The 17644-nt window shown below is 58.9% G+C and carries 15 protein-coding genes; 9 read left to right on the top strand and 6 right to left on the bottom strand.

The window, feature by feature from the left end; all coding sequences use genetic code 11:
• Nucleotides 1-251 precede the first annotated feature (251 nt).
• A complete protein-coding gene (locus MRBLMD1_RS20875; RefSeq protein WP_364403312.1) occupies nt 252-638 on the top strand; it encodes a Rid family hydrolase in 387 nt (128 codons plus the stop codon).
• Nucleotides 639-828: 190 nt separating this feature from the next.
• Here MRBLMD1_RS20875 and MRBLMD1_RS20870 read toward each other — a convergent pair whose 3' ends face one another.
• The gene (locus MRBLMD1_RS20870; protein ID WP_364403309.1) at nt 829-1506 is read right to left on the bottom strand and encodes a helix-turn-helix domain-containing protein; all 678 of its coding nucleotides are present in this window, start codon (nt 1504-1506) and stop codon (nt 829-831) included.
• Between the two features lie 102 nt (nt 1507-1608).
• Here MRBLMD1_RS20870 and MRBLMD1_RS20865 point away from each other — a divergent pair, with 102 nt between their 5' ends.
• Nucleotides 1609-2991 (top strand): M24 family metallopeptidase, encoded by a 1383-nt coding sequence (locus MRBLMD1_RS20865; RefSeq protein ID WP_364403307.1) that lies wholly within the window; start codon nt 1609-1611, stop codon nt 2989-2991.
• Nucleotides 2970-3851, top strand: a complete 882-nt coding sequence (locus MRBLMD1_RS20860) for an NAD(P)-dependent oxidoreductase (protein WP_364403304.1) — start codon at nt 2970-2972, stop codon at nt 3849-3851. Before MRBLMD1_RS20865 ends, MRBLMD1_RS20860 begins: the two co-directional genes overlap by 22 nt.
• Nucleotides 3852-3955: 104 nt before the next feature.
• Here MRBLMD1_RS20860 and MRBLMD1_RS20855 read toward each other — a convergent pair whose 3' ends face one another.
• Nucleotides 3956-4621, bottom strand: a complete 666-nt coding sequence (locus MRBLMD1_RS20855) for a helix-turn-helix domain-containing protein (RefSeq protein WP_364403301.1) — start codon at nt 4619-4621, stop codon at nt 3956-3958.
• Nucleotides 4622-4916: 295 nt separating this feature from the next.
• Here MRBLMD1_RS20855 and MRBLMD1_RS20850 point away from each other — a divergent pair, with 295 nt between their 5' ends.
• The 6 genes from MRBLMD1_RS20850 to MRBLMD1_RS20825 all read left to right on the top strand — a co-directional run bounded on the left by MRBLMD1_RS20850 (nt 4917) and on the right by MRBLMD1_RS20825 (nt 13691).
• On the top strand, nt 4917-6119 hold the full coding sequence (locus MRBLMD1_RS20850) for an acyl-CoA dehydrogenase family protein (RefSeq protein WP_364403298.1): 1203 nt from the start codon (nt 4917-4919) through the stop codon (nt 6117-6119).
• Between the two features lie 63 nt (nt 6120-6182).
• Nucleotides 6183-6713 carry a flavin reductase family protein gene (locus tag MRBLMD1_RS20845; protein ID WP_364403295.1) on the top strand — a complete coding sequence of 177 codons (531 nt, stop codon included), beginning with the start codon at nt 6183-6185 and terminating at the stop codon, nt 6711-6713.
• A gap of 1248 nt (nt 6714-7961) precedes the next feature.
• Nucleotides 7962-9632, top strand: coding sequence for a thiamine pyrophosphate-dependent enzyme (locus tag MRBLMD1_RS20840; RefSeq protein WP_364403292.1), 1671 nt, complete (start codon nt 7962-7964; stop codon nt 9630-9632).
• Between the two features lie 921 nt (nt 9633-10553).
• Nucleotides 10554-11318, top strand: a complete 765-nt coding sequence (locus MRBLMD1_RS20835; protein ID WP_364403290.1) for an IclR family transcriptional regulator — start codon at nt 10554-10556, stop codon at nt 11316-11318.
• Between the two features lie 97 nt (nt 11319-11415).
• The gene (locus MRBLMD1_RS20830) at nt 11416-12402 is read left to right on the top strand and encodes a PDR/VanB family oxidoreductase (protein ID WP_364403287.1); all 987 of its coding nucleotides are present in this window, start codon (nt 11416-11418) and stop codon (nt 12400-12402) included.
• 68 nt (nt 12403-12470) lie between these two features.
• Complete coding sequence (locus MRBLMD1_RS20825) at nt 12471-13691, top strand: cytochrome P450 (RefSeq protein WP_364403284.1); 1221 nt, start codon at nt 12471-12473, stop codon at nt 13689-13691.
• A gap of 706 nt (nt 13692-14397) precedes the next feature.
• Here the strand turns inward: MRBLMD1_RS20825 and MRBLMD1_RS20820 are convergent.
• The 4 genes from MRBLMD1_RS20820 to MRBLMD1_RS20805 form a co-directional block, all read right to left on the bottom strand.
• Nucleotides 14398-15210, bottom strand: coding sequence for a zeta toxin family protein (locus MRBLMD1_RS20820; protein WP_364403281.1), 813 nt, complete (start codon nt 15208-15210; stop codon nt 14398-14400).
• On the bottom strand, nt 15200-15637 hold the full coding sequence (locus MRBLMD1_RS20815) for a hypothetical protein (RefSeq protein WP_364403278.1): 438 nt from the start codon (nt 15635-15637) through the stop codon (nt 15200-15202). The genes MRBLMD1_RS20820 and MRBLMD1_RS20815 overlap by 11 nt, the downstream gene beginning before the upstream one ends.
• Before the next feature lie 94 nt (nt 15638-15731).
• The gene (locus MRBLMD1_RS20810; RefSeq protein WP_364403276.1) at nt 15732-16838 is read right to left on the bottom strand and encodes a helix-turn-helix domain-containing protein; all 1107 of its coding nucleotides are present in this window, start codon (nt 16836-16838) and stop codon (nt 15732-15734) included.
• Complete coding sequence (locus MRBLMD1_RS20805) at nt 16831-17628, bottom strand: hypothetical protein (protein ID WP_364403273.1); 798 nt, start codon at nt 17626-17628, stop codon at nt 16831-16833. Before MRBLMD1_RS20805 ends, MRBLMD1_RS20810 begins: the two co-directional genes overlap by 8 nt.
• Nucleotides 17629-17644 lie beyond the last annotated feature (16 nt).

The following is a 17644-nucleotide window of genomic DNA, read 5'->3' as shown; positions in this document are numbered from 1 at the left end:
GATAACAAACCGCGTGTGACGTAGGCTACAGCCAAGACTCCCGGGTATGTCAAGTGTGACTTGACACCGAGGATATTCCAATGCCCGACACTGAACCGGTCACGCCCTAATATCGGCGTGGGAGCGCGGAAAGTCGACATCTTGGAATCTCTTCGCCCACTTCTAACTGAGTGATCTTGAACATAGATGTTTAGGTGTGCTGTACTGCTCGAAGCGCGCAAGACGCTCACCGCACTTGTAAGGAAGCCCTTATGCCCACCGCTCGTATCTCGCACACGCCCGCTCCGGTCATTCCCGGGATCTCGGACTCCGTTACTGCCCGATCAGGGGCTTTGTTGTTCGTATCTGGTCAGGTTGGCGTCGAGGAAGACGGATCCGTTCCCAAGGACTTTGTAAGGGCCATTGAGCTGACATACGCCGAGCTTGAAAGAGCACTTAAGGCCGGCGGCGCTTCATATGAGGATCTCGTTAGGGTGAATGTGTACATAACGGGACTTGACCAAGAACGGTTGATGATCTGGCGCATGACCCGCGACAACCTCGTGAAGGTTCAGGAACCGTGCGCCAGCACGGTGATTGGCGTTCAATCCCTCTTCAACAGCGCGACAATCGAAATTGATGCTGTAGCAGCCGTTTAGGGTTTTCCTGTCGCCCTGCCCGGGCGAGGGAACGGCTGGTCACTGCGGCAAAGGGGACGGGACAGGGATCGTACGTAACGAGCTCTCGTCTCCAGTGCGGCTTTTCGTCCTCACGCGGGGGCGCTGCGACTTGATGATTGCGTACGTGAGTCGTTCCGCCAGCAACTACGGGGCGGTGCCCTGGCATTTATTAATCGCCCTGGTCCATGGCATCGCTTCGTTTCAGAACGTGCGCGGGTGAACTCGGGGCTCCCGCGGCTTGCGCCGGCAGGTTACCACTGCTGTGCCGTCCAACTACAAACCAAAGACCACGAGCGACAGCACTTCCGCGATTGGCAAACAAATGCGAACGCATCGAATCAAACTGCAGTGAATCCCCGGGCTGTAGCTCGTGCACATCATCTTCGAGTTGGAGCGTGATTGTACCTTCAAGAATATATGCGTATTCGATCCCGGGGTGGCGCATCAGTCTTCCGTCCGGGGAACTTGAGGCGCCAGGCTCATAAGTTACAAGCAAGGACTCCGCTGGCCCTCCCACACCGCCGGCCAGACGCTCCCAGCGCACACCATTCTCCATCTCAATGGATGGGTTTTCAGCAGCCCGCTGAACCTCCGGAACCTTATCGGAGACGGGGTCTTGGGTGTGAGAGGGTGATGCTCCTTCCAACCCGAGCACATCGTCTAGCGATATTCCAAGCAGGTTGGCGAAGGCGTACAGCGTTGCCACTGACGGCTTACTCTTTCCCGTTTCCACCTGCGAAATCAGGCTCGCCGAGACGCCTAGGTCGTGCGCGACACTGCGGAGACTGACGCCGCGGTGTAGTCGTGCCCGCCTCAGCCGGGCGCCGATGCTTTCTTCAGTGGACATTTCTTCTCCGAAAAGTCGGTGGTTTTCCTACAGAATATACACGTCCGTATGTTAAGCTTCACTGAACGCTGTTAGTTCACACTCACTTGGAGGAAGGTTTCGATGAGGAATACCGGCACAACGGGAACGAACGCCATCGACTGGGAAGAGCGGGTCAATTTCGACCGCCTTAGGAGCGAACGGCTGGCCCGACTCAAGGCGGAACTGAATAGGTCAGAGTTGGGCGCAGTCCTGGCGTTTGATTTTTCCAACATTCGATACATGAGCGCCACTCACATCGGGACCTGGGCTATGGACAAGCTCATTCGTTTCTCCCTGCTGACACGGAACACCGATCCCATCGTCTGGGACTTTGGCTCAGCGGCAAAGCATCACGCTCTATACAACCCTTGGCTTGATGTGACCACTTCCGAAATGGACGCAAACCCCCATGCACCCCACCACGGTGCGGTCAAACCCCGGCTCGAAAACGGTTCGAGAGCGGGGCTTTCCACCCTGCGTGGCGCATTCCCGCCCGATGCCAGGATGGCCGAGGACGTTGCCAAAAAGATCAAGCGTGAGCTGGAAAAATTTGGGCTGGCCAATGAGCCGCTCGGCGTAGATGTCATTGAAATGCCCGTTCTCGTGGCTCTGCAGCGGGAAGGGATCAAGGTCGTTGATGGGCAGCAAGTCTTCATGGAAGCGCGCAGAATCAAGACTAATGATGAAATCCGGCTTCTTACACAGGCCGCCTCCATGGTGGATGCAGCCTACGAGGAACTGTACCGATTCCTACGGCCGGGGGTGAGGGAGAACGAAGCCGTGGGTTTGGTGGCGAAGACGCTCTACGATCTGGGTTCTGAATATGTCGAGGGTGTGAACGCCATATCCGGCGAGCGGTGCGCGCCTCACCCTCATGTATTCTCGGATCGACTCATCCGTCCGGGTGACCCGGCGTTCTTCGATATCCTGCACAGTTACAACGGCTATCGCACATGCTACTACCGGACGTTCGCAGTAGGTTCCGCGAGCAGCGCTCAGCGCGACGCGTACAAGCGCGCACGTGAGTACATGGACAGGGCGATTGCTTTGGTTCGCCCCGGAGCAACTACGGCCGACATCGTTAAGGTGTGGCCAAAGGCAGAGGAATTTGGATTCCCTGACGAGATGGCAGCTTTCGCCCTGCAGTACGGGCACGGGGTCGGGCTCTCCATCTGGGAGAAGCCGATCTTTTCGCGTCTCACCTCATTGGAACACCCCGAACTGATCGAAGAGGGCATGGTGTTTGCCCTGGAAACCTATTGGCCCTCAGCTGACGGCTGGGGCGCAGCACGCATTGAGGAGGAAGTGGTGGTCACCGCTGATGGTTGTGAAGTCATCACCAAATTTCCTGCGGAAGACCTGATCGTTGCCGGGAAGAAGTACTACACCATTGATGGACCGCTGAATCTTGAGCGAGACCCCCAGTCGCATAAGAACACTGTATGGGGACGCGGAGAACAATGACGACACTAGGGTTTATCGGCCTAGGCACTATGGGCGGAGACATGGCTAAGCGCCTCATTGAGGCAGGTCATGATGTCCTCGTTTGGAACCGGTCGGCCGAAAAAGTGGAAGCACTGGCTGCGCTGGGCGCCCGGCCGGTTGCCAGTCCGGCGGAAGCTCTTTCCGCAGAGGTTTCATTTTCCATGTTGGCCAATGATGCTGCTGTTGAAGCAGTCTTGTCGGACGAAGCCATAAAAGCGTGCCGAACCAACACCCACGTAGTGATGGCATCGATCAGTGCCGGATTGGCCGATCGCTTGGCAGCCGCATTTGGAGCAGCGGGTGCAGAGTACGTCGCCGCTCCGGTGCTCGGTCGTCCCGAAGTCGCAGCTGCGGGTCAACTGCAAATTCTGGCGGCTGGGGACCCTCAGGCAGTCAGCGCTGCCACGCCCTATCTCGAGATCATGGGTAAGCATGTCTGGCACCTCGGCACGAAGCCATCCACCGCGAATGCAGTCAAGATTGCCGTGAACTACACCACGATCCATGCTCTGCAAGCAATGGGTGAATCCGTGGCCATGGCCGAACGGGCCGGCGTCGATCCTTCTCTTTTTGTTGACCTTTTGTCTTCAACTCTTTTTGGAGGGGTGGTTTACTCGGGGTATGGCACGCTCATCGCCAAGCGGCAGTACTACCCCCCAGGCTTCACGGTGGCCTTGGGTCGTAAGGACCTCGGGTTAGCTGAAGATCTGGCCGGGTTGACAAACTTGCGTCTGGCGACGCTGCCCGCGCTTACCGCTGTCTTTGATGCAGCCCTGGCGGATCCTGATCTGCGGGATGGCGACTGGAGTGCGATAGTTGAGGTGACTCGACAACAATAGAAGCTATCCGGGGTGTGCCAGAGAAACTGGCACACCCCGTTCCTGTTTTCCAACAACTTCATTCTTGTAGGGCGCAGGGGCGGGAGGCGGGGCTGGGCCCGCAGCTACTCTCCGGTCCGGAGCACTCGCAGCGGGTCTTTGCGCGACGCCTCTGGAATGTGGCTACCCGTCCGGGACGCTTGGCCGGGTTCGTGGCCGCCGGCGACGAACCACACGCCTCTGGCGTGTTGGGAGCCTTCGTTGACAAACAAGTGCGGGCCGGTGGCGTCAAAGCTGAAGGAATCTCCGGAGCGGAGAGTCGTCTGATCGAAGCCGAGATACAAGGTGAGCTCGCCCTCCAATATGAATCCGGACTCCAAGCCATTGTGCCGCGTCAACTTCCTGTCGCCGGCACTTCCGGCCCCTGGGTCGTAAGTCACCAGGGTCGATTTCACATTCCAAGCGGGCTGGGCGGCCAAGCTCTCCCATGTAACTCCGTTTGCCCGTTTAGTGCGCACTGCATCCCCAGCTCGCATCACCGCCGAGTGGAGCGAGGAGCCATTCCCGCCTGCGCCGGGGGCTGGGTCACTACCAAGACCCATTAGTGCATCAACTGAGACATCCAGAAAGGATGCGATCTGATAGAGGGTTGCAACGGAGGGGTGCAACTTCCCAGTCTCCACCTGTGACAACATGCTCGCAGATATGCCGACCGAGGAAGCGACAGCCCTAAGGCTGAGTCCCTTGCGCTCTCGTTGCAAGCGGATGCCTTCGCCTAGTTCTTTTGCCACGCCATCCTCGCTGCTGTTATTTGCACGGCCACTGCGGTCGGCATGAGCTCTGCTAACTCATGCTTCACCGCTGTTAAGTCACAGTACTCAGCCTACCTCAGGAGCTGTACAGGGAAACCCCGCCCAAGCGCGGAAGATTGCACAAAATCCTACTTGTACCCCTTCGTTTTCGGTGAGGTGAACCCGATTGATATACAAATATGTTAAGTATTTATTGACAGCGGTGACCGTCGCTGTTAGGTTGTGATGAACACCACGGTGTATCTCGTTAAGACCCTTAGCAGGAGTGTTGTCCATGTCCCATTCAGGTATGCGGCCTGAGGTTCAGTCGGTCGTTGATCGCATTGACGAGTTGCGTCCGACGCTCATCGCCAAGGGCCGTGAGGGCGACCAAGCTCGCAGGGTTCCCGAAGAGGTTTTCAACACTCTTGCCGCCACGGGGGCGTTCAGCATCTCGGTGCCAAAAAAGTTCGGGGGCCTCGCTGCGAACACCAGTGAAGCTCATGCGGTGGCACGCGCTATAGGCCGTGGTGACGGCGGAGCCGCGTGGGTTGCTGGGATCCTGGACTCTGGTGCATGGGTTCTTGGCCTGATGGACATACAGGCGCAGGAAGACGTCTGGGGAGGACAAGGTGGACTGAACAACTTTATCTCCATCGTCCTTGCCACCTCCTCCGAAGCGAAACCAGTAGAAGGTGGATACCGGGTCACGGGACGTTGGGGATACGGCACCGGCAGCCTGCACGCTCAATGGTCTCTGCTAGGCATCCCTCTTCAGAACGACCAGGGTGAAGTAACCGACGCCGGGCTCGCCCTTATCCCGTCCTCGGACCTGACTGCCGAAGACAACTGGTACGTAGCGGGCATGAAGTCAAGCGGCAGCGTGAGCCAGGTCGCCGAGGACGTTTTTGTGCCCGAACACCGCATTTTTCCACTGACCGCAGCCGTTGAAGGCGGATACCTCGGGCATAACCCCGAACAGACCTACCAGACAGTCTTTGTCCCGTCATTGTTTATGAAGCTCATTGGCCCGCATCTGGGCATGGGGCGGGCGGCGCTGGACTTCGTGATCGCCAAGGCCGAGTCCAAAGCCATCGCCTACACCGGTTATGACAAGCAGGCAGACGCCGTGTCCTTCCAGCTCGCCATCGCCAAGGCCTCCATGCAGCTCAACGCAGCTGAGCTCGTCGCCACGCAGGTCGCTGACGAAATCTACGAAGGCGCCGGCAGGGGTTACTACGCCCCGTACAGTGAACGCATCGCAATGCGAGCCAAGGCCGGCTGGATCGTGGAAACCATCACAACCATGATCGACCAGCTGCTCACAGCCCACGGATCAGCCGGCTTCGCAGAAACCTCGTTCCTCCAGCGCATTTGGCGCGACCAAGCCGCCGCCAGCCGCCACGGGCACACCCTCGCCGCCAGCGGATACGAAGCTTTCGGCAAAACCACCCTCAACCGTCAGGACGAAGCCCGCCACGTCCTCCCCATCGTCTAACCACCACAGCCGTTTTTCCAAGACGACTTATTTAATGGCAAAAGTAACAAAGAAAGGACTGACATGTCCGCTATAGCTGTAGATCAGAAGATTTCTGCCGAGGACTTTAAGTTCGCATTTCGGCACCACCCAGCGGGCGTAGGCATTATTACAGCCGACGTCGGCGACGGGCCTGTCGCCATGACAGTAAGCTCGCTGGCGTCGGTCGGCATAAACCCGCCCTCCCTCGTCTTCTCAGCGTCTCCACTGTCGTCGAGTACACAAACCATCTGTGCTGCAGAGACCGTCGTAGTGCACCTCTTGGCCTCAGACCAGGTTGAACTCGCGAAGCTTGGTGCAACGAGCGGGGTGAACCGGTTCGGAGAAGGCGTGAATTGGTCGCGCTTGTCCACCGGCGAGCCGTACTATCCGGAGGCTAACTCTTGGCTTCGCGGCCGCGTGGTCAACCGGGTCGACGTTAGTGGCTCTACGCTTATCGTGGTGGAAGCCATCGAGGCTAAGCCTCGAGAAGAAAACGAAGACGGGGAGCCGGCCCCTCTCGTTTATCACAACCGCAAGTGGTTCGCGCTCGGCGAGCACTCGGCACTGGACTGAAGCCGCGTGGGTGCAAAAAAGACAGCCAGGTCATGAGGTGGTCGGGGACGACGGAGCAACGTTGTCCCCGACCTTTCTGGGTGCACGCGAATCGAGGATAGGTGCCTTCTCCTCCGGTCCATAACTATCGGCTGGCCCAGGGTATGTGGTGAGTTTTCTGATCCCGCTCAATGGAAAGTGACGCCAAACTACCGACGGTCGGGTCGGATCCCTGCACATACATGCCCTGAAAAGCGCAAAAATCTCACCTTTGACCAGAGACGTCCGAGGAATCACACGCCACAACCCTCCTGGCCCTGAACGTGTTGGAAATGCAGGGGTCCCTTGCGGCTTCCTCTCCTTACCTAGGTTCGGCGCCGGAAGGCATTCCTCCATGAATTGAACGTTCCAGCCGATCTGCAGGAGTACTGCCATATCGTGAAGAGAGCTGCTCTTCACGACTGCCGCACATCTTTCTTTGGCGATGCTGCCCGGAAGAAGGGATTCCGAGCCGTGTTCACCTGAGTCCACGAAGTGCCTCTTGGTCGAAGCTCAACCCCATCCCCGGGCGCGGCCGTAGGTGTGGGGGAAAGGTCAGCTACTCAGTACGTGAACCTGAAGTGTCCGCCTGTCCGACACCCGCAGGGCACATATGATCCTTCAGCATCGGAACAGGCACAAGGCAATGGTGAAACTTGCATCATGGCTGCCAGCCACACGTAGTCAGGACCCCATTTATGGCCACAATCGTTGCAGAGCGGCCCTTTGCCGGCCACAGATTCTCTAGAAGTCGAGGACGTGAGCCACGCTTTCAAAATCATGCCAAGCGTCCCTTGAGGCTGGTCTTTCCGTGAGACTTCCACGCGAAGTCCTTTCTGCTTCCGTCTTCCGCACGACGATGTAGGGAGCGGACAGGCAACAACTGGTGTAACCACTATCGCCGGGCCTTTTTCATGGATACTATACGAAACAAGCCATTTCGTTAAGTGTCAGCGTACAAACTCGTTTCCGCCCTTTGGATTACCACGACTTCTTTCGTCCAGTGCCGTAGAAAGTATCTGCCCGGTCCCATTCATGCGACGGCACGGGCTATTGGCCTTGGCGACAACGGAGCCGCTTGGGTTACAGGGATCTTGGCCTCGGGCGGACGAGTTCTTAGCCCGGCGACTCACCCGCCGCAGGAAGACGTCTGGGAAAAGACGGGCTGAACTTATGGCAGACCGCGACTAGTGCAGGAAGACAGAATAGATGAGACCAATAACGACTGATATGGCTCTGGATATCCGAGGACCGGAAGCCGACGATTCAACGACCACATCCGCTGGCCATGTAATTGTCGCTACCTTGGCAGCACATGGGATTAAGAGAGCCCACGTGGTCCCGGGGGAGAGCTTTCTTGATGTGCTCGATGGCCTTTACCTTTCCCCGATTAAGACAGTCGTTTGTCGTCATGAGGGCGGTGCGACCTACATGGCTGAGGCCGATGGGAAAATGAATCAGCTCCCCGGTATTGCAATGGTCACTCGCGGGCCAGGGGCGGCGAATGCACACGTAGGGCTACATACTGCATGGCAGGACTCCACACCACTAGTCCTGTTCGTCGGGTTGATCCCCTTTGCACATCGGGACCGTGAAGCGTTCCAGGAATTCGACATTAAGGCCTGGTTCGACAGCGGCGCCAAGCGTGTCATGGTTCTTGATCACGCCGAACGGGCTTCCGAAATCGTAGCCGAGGCTTTATTCGCCGCTATGAGCGGACGACCGGGCCCGGTGGTCGTTGGCCTACCCGAAGATGTGATTCGCCAACAGATCTCCTCGAAGCTACATCCTCCTATCCCAGTGGCGACAGGTGGCATGACCTCGACAGATGCTGACGCCTTGGCTGCCGCATTGGGCAAGGCAAACAAGCCTCTATTCGTCACCGGAGGAAACGATTGGACTCAGGCAGGTGCCGACCTGCTAACCCAGTGGCTAGAGAGACATCACATCCCGGCTGCGGCTGAATGGCGTACCGAAGGCACTATCCCCTTCGACTCGCCCTGCTACGTCGGTCCAATAGGTTACGGTCGGCCGCGTCCCACCTATGACCTCTTGGAAGAAACGGATCTTCTCATCTTCGTTGGGACGGTCCCGGGGGACGTTATTACAGACGGGTTCTTATGCCGCCAAGATTGGAGGAAGGAAAACTTTCTCGTCACCGTCGATCCATCGCTTAGAGGCCGTTCGGGCCCCGTGTCCTACCAAATTATGGCCAAGCCGGACGCCTTTGTAAGGGATTTAGTGAATATCCTGCTTCCAGTCAAAGACGAGTGGAAGAGCTGGAGAGAGCGCATGCGCGCGGAGCAGGAGTCCTTCGCGATGCTTCCCTCCGCGCTGCCGTCGTCTGGCCAGGCGAAAATGGACACCCTGATGGCCAACCTAGTACCTGCCCTACCCGATGATGCGATCGTGACTTTTGGAGCAGGTGAACACACCAACTGGGCGCACCGATACTTCCCCACTCGCCGTTACGCCTCTATGATCAGCGCCCGCAACGGCTCTATGGGCTACTCTGTCCCTTCGGGTATCGCCGCCTCCCTGCAATACCCGGGCAGGCGCGTCGTCACTATTGCCGGTGACGGAGAGTTCCTGATGAACGGGCAGGAGCTCGCAACAGCGGCGCAGTACGGTGCTACGCCTCTGATTATTGTGATGGATAATCAGGAATACGGAACCATCCGAAGCCATCAGGAAAAACACTATCCAGAACGGATATCGGGTACACAGCTCAGGAACCCTGATTTCGCTCTCATGGCTAAAGCGTTTGGCGGCTTCGGAGTACGCGTCGAGCACGACCGAGACGTGCCTTCCGCCATTGAAGCAGCCCTGTCAGCCATCGATAGGGACAAGGTCTTTGCGCTGATACACCTAGTAGTTGAACAACGGATAAAAGCGTACTAGAACTCCAGACCTCAGGGACCGTTTCCGGCGCACCTGCAGCCTCACGGTCGAGTCTGCTTCGCCAGCTGCTTTTTACCGCGCGTGTGACTTAGAGCCGGGGCTGCTCCCGGCTTACACCACAGTGCGCACCCGAGGGATGTGGCCATGACCCGCGGCCAACTTATGTTGCGTTCCGATGACGTGTTCCCCTATGAACACCCCGGCGCTCGTACCGAGCGCCAATGTTCCATGCAACGCCGGTGAAGTGGCAGCGACAGCCATCGCTAAGGCAAGAAGGTTCCGTCCCTCTTGGGACGGAACCTTCTTGAGTGGTCTCACTGGTCCCAGAATTAGGAACGCGTCGCATTTGCATGCCGAAACTTTTGGGACCATCTGGCGGGTGGGTGTTTCTTCTTTTGCTGTTCGCAACGAAAACTCATGAGCGGACGTTTCTGTCCACCGACGGCCTGCCCCAGGAAACGCTCCAAGGGCTCACTTTATGCCCGCGTTCTGCTATTCGACAGGTGGGCTGGTGAACCTTCGCAGAGCGGGGACCTTGGTTGTTCTGTTTCCCCCTCGAAGACCCATTAGGCCGCCTTGTTCCGCGCCGACTTGTTCACCGTCCACCCGGTGGCGATGCCGGTCACGGGTTAGGGTGCAGCAGAACTCGCCGAAGCTGTTGCCGCCCTAGTGGCCAACCAAGTCGTTCTCCACGAATCCCGGGACCGCATCGTCCAACTCGACCCAAGTCGGGACCGGGATCTGGGATTTGAGCAACATTCCCGGTTTGTGTCGGACCGTTCCCGCGGGAGCAGTTTTGCCCGCTCACCGTGCCCCTGGCCGCTCGGATTCCACAGGAAATGCCATCGGGTGCCTCGTCGCGTTCATCCCAACTACTCGCTAGTATGCTTTCATGTCCCCACAACTTGCCCGCGCCTAGCCGTGCCGCGCGCTTCGACCGGCGAGTCGGTTCTTTCCCGAGGCATCCGGATCATTGAGTCCTTTGATGGTGCCCACGAATCCCTGAGTGTTTCTGAAATCGCAACGCGGGCGGGCTTGCATGTTGCCACGGCATCGCGGCTTGTTGAGGAATTGGTGCAGCACGGCTGGCTGGCGCGGGATCCGGGTAGGCGTGTGCACCTGGGTATCCATCTTTGGGAGGTGGTCACTCGCGCGGCTCCAACACGCAGTCTCCGTGAGGCGGCGTTGCCGGTCATGGAGGATCTGCGAAAGGTCATGGGGCACCATGTGCAGCTCGCCGTTCTTGAGGCTGCTGAGGTTCTGTTTCTAGAGCGCGTTGAGGCGCCGGGGGCAGTCGTCAACTTCAGTCGGATCGCAGAACGCCTGCCGGCTCATGCATCCTCGGCCGGGCTCGTACTTTTGGCTTACGCTTCGCCGGAGCGCCAGGAGCGGGCTCTTGTTTCTGGGCTTGAGAAGTTTACGGATGCCACGCTCACAGATCCGGTGAGTCTGCGACGAACTCTGGCCGAGGTAAGGCGTCAAGGCTATGCCCTTCTTCGTGGGCACATTCACGAAGATGCGGCTGGAATTTCTGTTCCGCTCCGCAGCCTGGACGGATCTGTGGTGGCGGCCCTGTCGCTAATTGTGCCCAACGATCGTGCCGCTCTTGCTCGCGTGCCGATACTCCAGGCTGCCGCCCTCACTATCGCCCGATCGATGGCCGTTGTAGCGCCGCCAAGTCACTAATTCTCGACCGGCATTCTCAATCATTGAGAATGCCGTAGTCCGTGATGTGTTCTGGATCTCATGCTCAGTTCAGACGATTTCGAGCGAAGGAGCCGAGATGACACTCACGGTCCAGAAAGAACTGCGTACCTCGGAATGGGCGGCGCAACAGGCTGTTCTGACATCCATTGAGACCGTGGCGGAAGGCGTAGTGACGCTCACCCTCGCCCATCCGGAGGGGCGGCGCCTGCCGGACTGGGCTCCGGGTGCCCACATCGATGTAGTACTTCCGGATGGGACGACCCGCCAGTATTCTCTGTGCGGGGACCGGTGGGACGCTTACTCCTACCGGATCGGCGTGCTGCGTGACCCCGCGAGCAGGGGCGGGTCAAGCGCCATTCATGCCACTCTTCGCGCCGGCGACTTGGTGGGCATTGGTGGCCCGCGAAACAATTTTCGGCTGGCGCCCTCCGGCCGCTACGTTTTCGTGGCTGGCGGAATCGGCATCACGCCCCTGCTGCCGATGATCCAGCAGGCCGAGCTGGTGGGCGCCGAGTGGCATTTGTTCTACCTCGGCCGCTCTCGGACCACTATGGCATTCCTGGATGAACTGGCCCCCTACGGGGACAGGGTGAGCATCCTCGCCAAGGATGAGACCGGCCCCTCGGATCTGAACGAGCTGATCGGCCAGGCCGAGGCTGACACAAAGGTCTATGCCTGCGGTCCGGAGCGCCTGCTGGACGGGGTCCTCGCTGTAACTGAGTCGCACGAGTGGCCCGAGAGTCTGGTCAGGGTCGAACATTTCACCGCCGCTGAGCAGACCAAACCAGCGAGAGCGGAAGCGTTCGATGTTCTCCTGGCACGCTCTGGCACGACCGTTACCGTGGAGCCGGACACCACCGTGCTGAGGGCCCTCCACGCAGCCGGGGTACCCGTATTGAGCTCATGCCAAGAAGGCACCTGCGGAACATGCGAGGTGACGGTGCTCAGTGGCGTACCCGATCACCGCGACCAGATCCTCGACCCGGCCGAGCGCAGGGCCAACACCTGTATGTTCGCCTGCGTTTCCCGTTCCTGCAGCGACCGGCTTGTCCTCGACCTCTGACTTCCGTTCTGACCCGACTGCCCTGTCTACTCGCTACCGCTTCCCCATTCCTTGAAAGGCATCTTGACGTGACCTCTACCCTCACCCGGTCCGGCCTTCCGGTCCTCGACGCCGATCCGTTCTCACCCGAGGTCCTAGCCGACCCCCTGTCGTTCCAGGAACAATTGCGCGAGGCCGGACCTGTCGTCGTGCTCGCGAAGTATGGTGTCTACGCCCTGGGCCGATACGCCGAAGTCAAGTCCGCGCTCACCGACTGGCAGTCCTTCGAGTCCGGAGCGGGAGTGGGTCTGACTAACTTCCGCACGGAAAAGCCGTGGCGGCCGCCGAGCCTCCTGCTGGAGGCCGACCCTCCCCACCACGATGCCCCGCGGTCGGTTCTTGCCAAGATCCTCGGACCGCGGCAGATCGCCCAGCTCCGAGAAGCCTGGGAAGCAGATGCGGCTGACCTCGTCGATACCTTGCTCGCACGCGCACGCGGAGGGGTTCTTGAATTCGACGGGGTGGCCGAGCTCTCCGGGGCATACCCGCTGAGGGTTTTCCCCGACGCCGTGGGCATCGCATCCGAAGGTCGGGAGAACCTGCTGCCATACGGCGATATGGCCTTCAACGCGTTCGGCCCCCACAACGCACTCGTGGAGCGCGACGCTGACAGGGTGGAGTCCCTGTCTTTATGGGTGAACGCTCACTGTGCCCGCGACGCGCTGACCGGGACCGGTTTCGGGGCCCAGATCTGGGAAGCAGCCGACCGGGGAGACATCACACACGAACAGGCTCCCTTGATCGTTCGCTCGCTGCTCACGGCTGGTGTCGACACGACGGTGAACGGCATCGGCGCGTTCCTCCACGCTGTGGCAACCCATCCCGACGCGTGGGCTCGCCTGCGCCGGGAGCCCGAACTTATTCGCGGAGCGTTCGACGAGACCGTCCGCGTCGAATCCCCCGTCCAGTCGTTCTTCCGCACCGCCACCCGCGACGTCGAAATCGGCGGAACCATCATCCCGGAGGGCGCAAAACTGGTACTCTTCCTCGGCTCCGCGAACCACGACCCACGCCGTTGGGAGGACCCCCACATATTTAGCCTGGACCGGGACCCCTCCGGACATGTTGGTTACGGTTTCGGCATCCACCAGTGCGTGGGCCAGCACGTTGCCCGCGCCGAAGCTGCCGCTGTCCTGGGCGCCCTCGCCCGCCGCGTCAAGTCCATCGAACTCGCTGGATCGCCCGTGCGTCACCTCAACAACACCCTGCGGTCCTGGAAGAGCCTGCCGCTGCGCATGGCTCTGGCCTGACCCCGAACTCTTAGACCAACTGCCCCGGCCTCCGTTTTCCACCAACCACCAGAGTGCGCAAGGACGCATCCATGGACTTATTGAAAGACGTGGCACTAACAAAAGCGGAGAGCTGAAGGGGCTGCGCCGGCGTCCGCTGAGCGGACCACCTTGGCACGCGTTACCCGCAATAAGAAGCCGTGCCTCAAGTCGTTTACGGAGTACCTCACGCTGTGTGCCACGACGACCACGCCAGCGCCGCTACCTGACCTTTGAGGGTTTCTGCAGGGTTGTTTCTGCTGGTGCCCGACAGCCTTGTCTAAGCAGAAAGGGAGGCGGGAGGCTTGCAGCTAACGTCTACGTCTCCATCGCACCTGACGGGCTTTTTCACCACTGGGCCGGAGCATTGCAGGCGATGATGCCCGCCGCTAGACATGGCCTCACATTGCTAGAAGCACACCCTAGTCTGACGTCAGGTAGCGCTGCTTTTCTTGTCAGCATAGGGTCCTGAAGTGGCTTACCACACAGGGCGAATCCAAGGTCCTAGACCCCACCTGGACAGAAAGCGGTACAAACTAGGCTGGCAGAGGCCGTCATTACAATCGATAAGCTCGAAGTGGTACTTGCGCGATGGCAGGAAGGGAGTTCCGTGCGCCCATACAGGCTCGCATCTATCAGCGGCCTACTCACCGTTTGACGGTTGGGCAGGACAATCCTGCGGGTTCCGCTACTTGAAAATGGTCTCAGATGAGAGCGTCAGTGACCCCGTTTTAGCGTCGACGTCGAACCTACGCAGCGTGCCGCTGCCCAGGTCAGTTGCAGCGCGCTCGGCCAAAGCTAGCGCATTTGCTGCACAACACGATTGCCATGAGTGCTCTGAGTAGAACTTCTTAATTTCAGTATCGGGAACGAACCTACCACCCAGCTCCAGATCGCTTTGCCGACCATCCCACCAACGACTTCTGGCTCGCTGAATAGCAACGTCCACTGGAGCTTCTACATCTACAACTTCCAGTCCCTCGTAACCGGCATTGAAGAAGTCGTCTATGTAGACATCTATGATCGGTGCCCATGAGAGCGTGCCTTCGATGACGACGTTTTCCCCAGCCGCCAAGGCCGATTGGCGAACTACGTCAGCCGTGCGTGTCGAGATGGAATGAATATGGGAGGCTAGTTCTCGGACACCAACCGGACGGCCGTCGGGCAATACGTGCAACTTACGGTAGGCAAGAAGCCCTTGCGCCTCTGCTTCCTTTAAAAGCATGTCTTTCGCTTTGTCCGAATCAATGACCCTGTACCCCTTGAGTACCATTGTCTCTCGAGCTTCTGACTTTCCTGCGCCGGGAGGGCCAGCAGTCACCACGACGGCATGGCCCCCCACAGTCACATCTCCTTGCAGATCCATGTACGCCTTAGCCGTACGGATTACGACAGAATCGTCAAAGTACTTGATCAGTTCAGCGGGGGGATGATCGAGCGCTCCCCCCGGTGCATACAACGCTGTGAGCGCCGCGTGGACTTCTTCCTGCTTAGCGGCCAATACCGGCCCTTACCATGTTGAATTCTGCTTCGGTGAGAAAGCCCTGCGCTACCGCCGCAACTACTTGATCCCAAGTTCCTGGAACCCGCCCTTCGTGCGGATATGGCGCATCCTCCCCGAAAGAGTACGTAAACGCTTTCAAATCAGCCACGAGCTTCTCACGCGACGTGTCGTAGGCGAATGCCCGCAGAATGACCTCCTCCGGGTCAAGGTCGAGATTGCCGTTTCTTCGTTCAATGGCTTTCAGCATTCGGTGGACCTTGGGTTGACTGGTCACCAGAATCTCAGCTATGTCTCGCTGGTTGAAGCCACGCCTTGCCACATTTTGAACTGCTCGAAGTTCGTCAAGCAGATCTACGCGCTGTCGGGCCTGCCGCTGTAAGGCTTGGTGGTGCATGGCAGCCAGACTGCTATCCATCGTGATCATCGGTACTCCTTTCCCGTGAGCGTCAGTCTAGCCTCTTGATTCACAATGAATCAAGAGGCTAGACGACTACTGCCTTGCATCAGAGCGGCGATTCTTAGGACCTAGTTTCCACCAGAGGGACGCGAGACGCCGCAATCTCGTAGAGATAAGTCGGAAGACCGGAACCCGAAAGAAACTTTTCGTCGTCGATTCCCGCCGAGGTCATGACTGCACGCGCGCCCGGCAACATCGATGGCATCTCAAGGGACACCATTCGGCCGGGTTCGGCCCGACGCCAGCCGTTCTGCGACATCCGGACCATGGCATTCCGATATGAGACGTCACCCATGATGCCCAGCGCACGAGATCGGTAAAGCAGTGCGGATAAACTCACGCCCCAATGTTCTTTTAGCTCGGCGAGTTGTGCCCAGGCCCGGCCAGCTGTAGAGGTCGGTAAGAACCGGCCGATCTCGTCAGCCGGCATTAGGAACTCGGATGCAAAGCGGTTGGCCTGCTCCTCGGCCACTTTGCCTCCGGGCTCAGCATCGTGATGCATGATCAGATGCCCAAGCTCATGAGCGACGTCGAACCGCTGGCGGTAATAGTCGTCCTTAACGGGGTTCAGAATAATTATTGGTCGGCCTGCAGAGTGGAGCGAGTAGGCGTCAATAGCTGCAACACCCGGCTCGCTAAAGACAACAACCACTCCTGCCCGCTCGGCTAGGCGGATGCCATGCTGTATCGGTCCTGGGCCAACTCCAAAGAATGCCCGGGCTTCCTTGGCCGCCTCCTCCGGTGTCATTTCTCGCTCCTCTGGATCAACGGGGAGATCCGGCAGCGAAACTTCGGGAAAATGAACTGCGTTCTCCAGCATTCCGGTTACTTCGGCGATGAACTGTCCATAGGCTTCCGCTTCGTCCTGAGCGATCTGAGGCGTAGAGCGAAGCGACCTGAAATGGGGTTTGTTTACGCGGGGAGGGGCGCCACCCCCGAAAAACTGTGGCTCAACCTTGAGAGCGAGTGCCAGCTTTGCCACTGTGGCGCGGTTAGGTTGTTTTGCACCGCTTTCCCAAGCGGACACCGAGGCCGGAGACATCTCGATTAGTGCAGCGAGATGCGCCTTTTTAAGTCCTGACAGTTGGCGGGCCATCGCTAAACGCTCACCATTGAAGAATGAAGTTGCCGAGGCAAGTGTCTGAGATGCGCGGTGGGAGTTATCCATTAGACGTACCAGCCTCCTGGCTGACGCGAGGCTTCTTCATGCGCACAACGACATCGTCGACGTCGATAGACGCGGCGTCGCCAAGTGGGGCCGGTGAAACGGGCAACCCCAAGCCACCCGCTGGGGTGCCGCCGGAAAGCAGTAGATGGCGCCAATGCCAGCAAGTGTCCATAGGGAACACGGGATTCTTGCTCTGCCCGATGTAGAGCTCAAATTGCTTCGTTACCGGATTGAAAGCGTGCGCCGCTACGAGCGTCAGGCCGGCGAAGCCGTCTCCATCAGGAATGCCGGGAATGTGCTGCAATCCGAAGTCAGCATTGTCGAACAGTGCCTCTTGGCCAATGAAGGCCTGCGAGGCAACGCGGCGTTTGGCGTCACTGCGTTTCCCCCACTTGATGTCATCAACGCGGCCGAATACATAGGACTGCAACAGCACGCGATAGCCGTCGGCCGCCCAGCCCGGGGACTGCCGGTAGTTGTTGCGAGCGATCGCCTTAGAAGTAAGAGACGGCATGGAGCGGAATGCCTCGGGAGCGATTCCGCGGGCCAAAACGTCAGACCCGGTTCCTTCGACATCCTCTCCCAATTCGAACCGACCGTTCCCAGTCGCCCGGTCCATGAGATCCGTCAGATGCTTGTAATTGAGATAACCGATTACACCCTGGTCGTGCCCGGCGTCCTCGTCGTAGATCTGATCGGTGGCGGCAAAAGCCGCCGGCGCAGCCCAATTCAGAAGGTTGAGCAGTCCGGAGTCGCGGAGGCTCGTGAGGGCATCATCTTCAACAGTCACGGGATAAATACTACAC

Source organism: Pseudarthrobacter sp. LMD1-1-1.1 (assembly GCF_040676255.1).
Lineage (GTDB): Bacteria > Actinomycetota > Actinomycetes > Actinomycetales > Micrococcaceae > Arthrobacter.
This window is presented reverse-complemented; position numbering and strand designations above follow the sequence as displayed.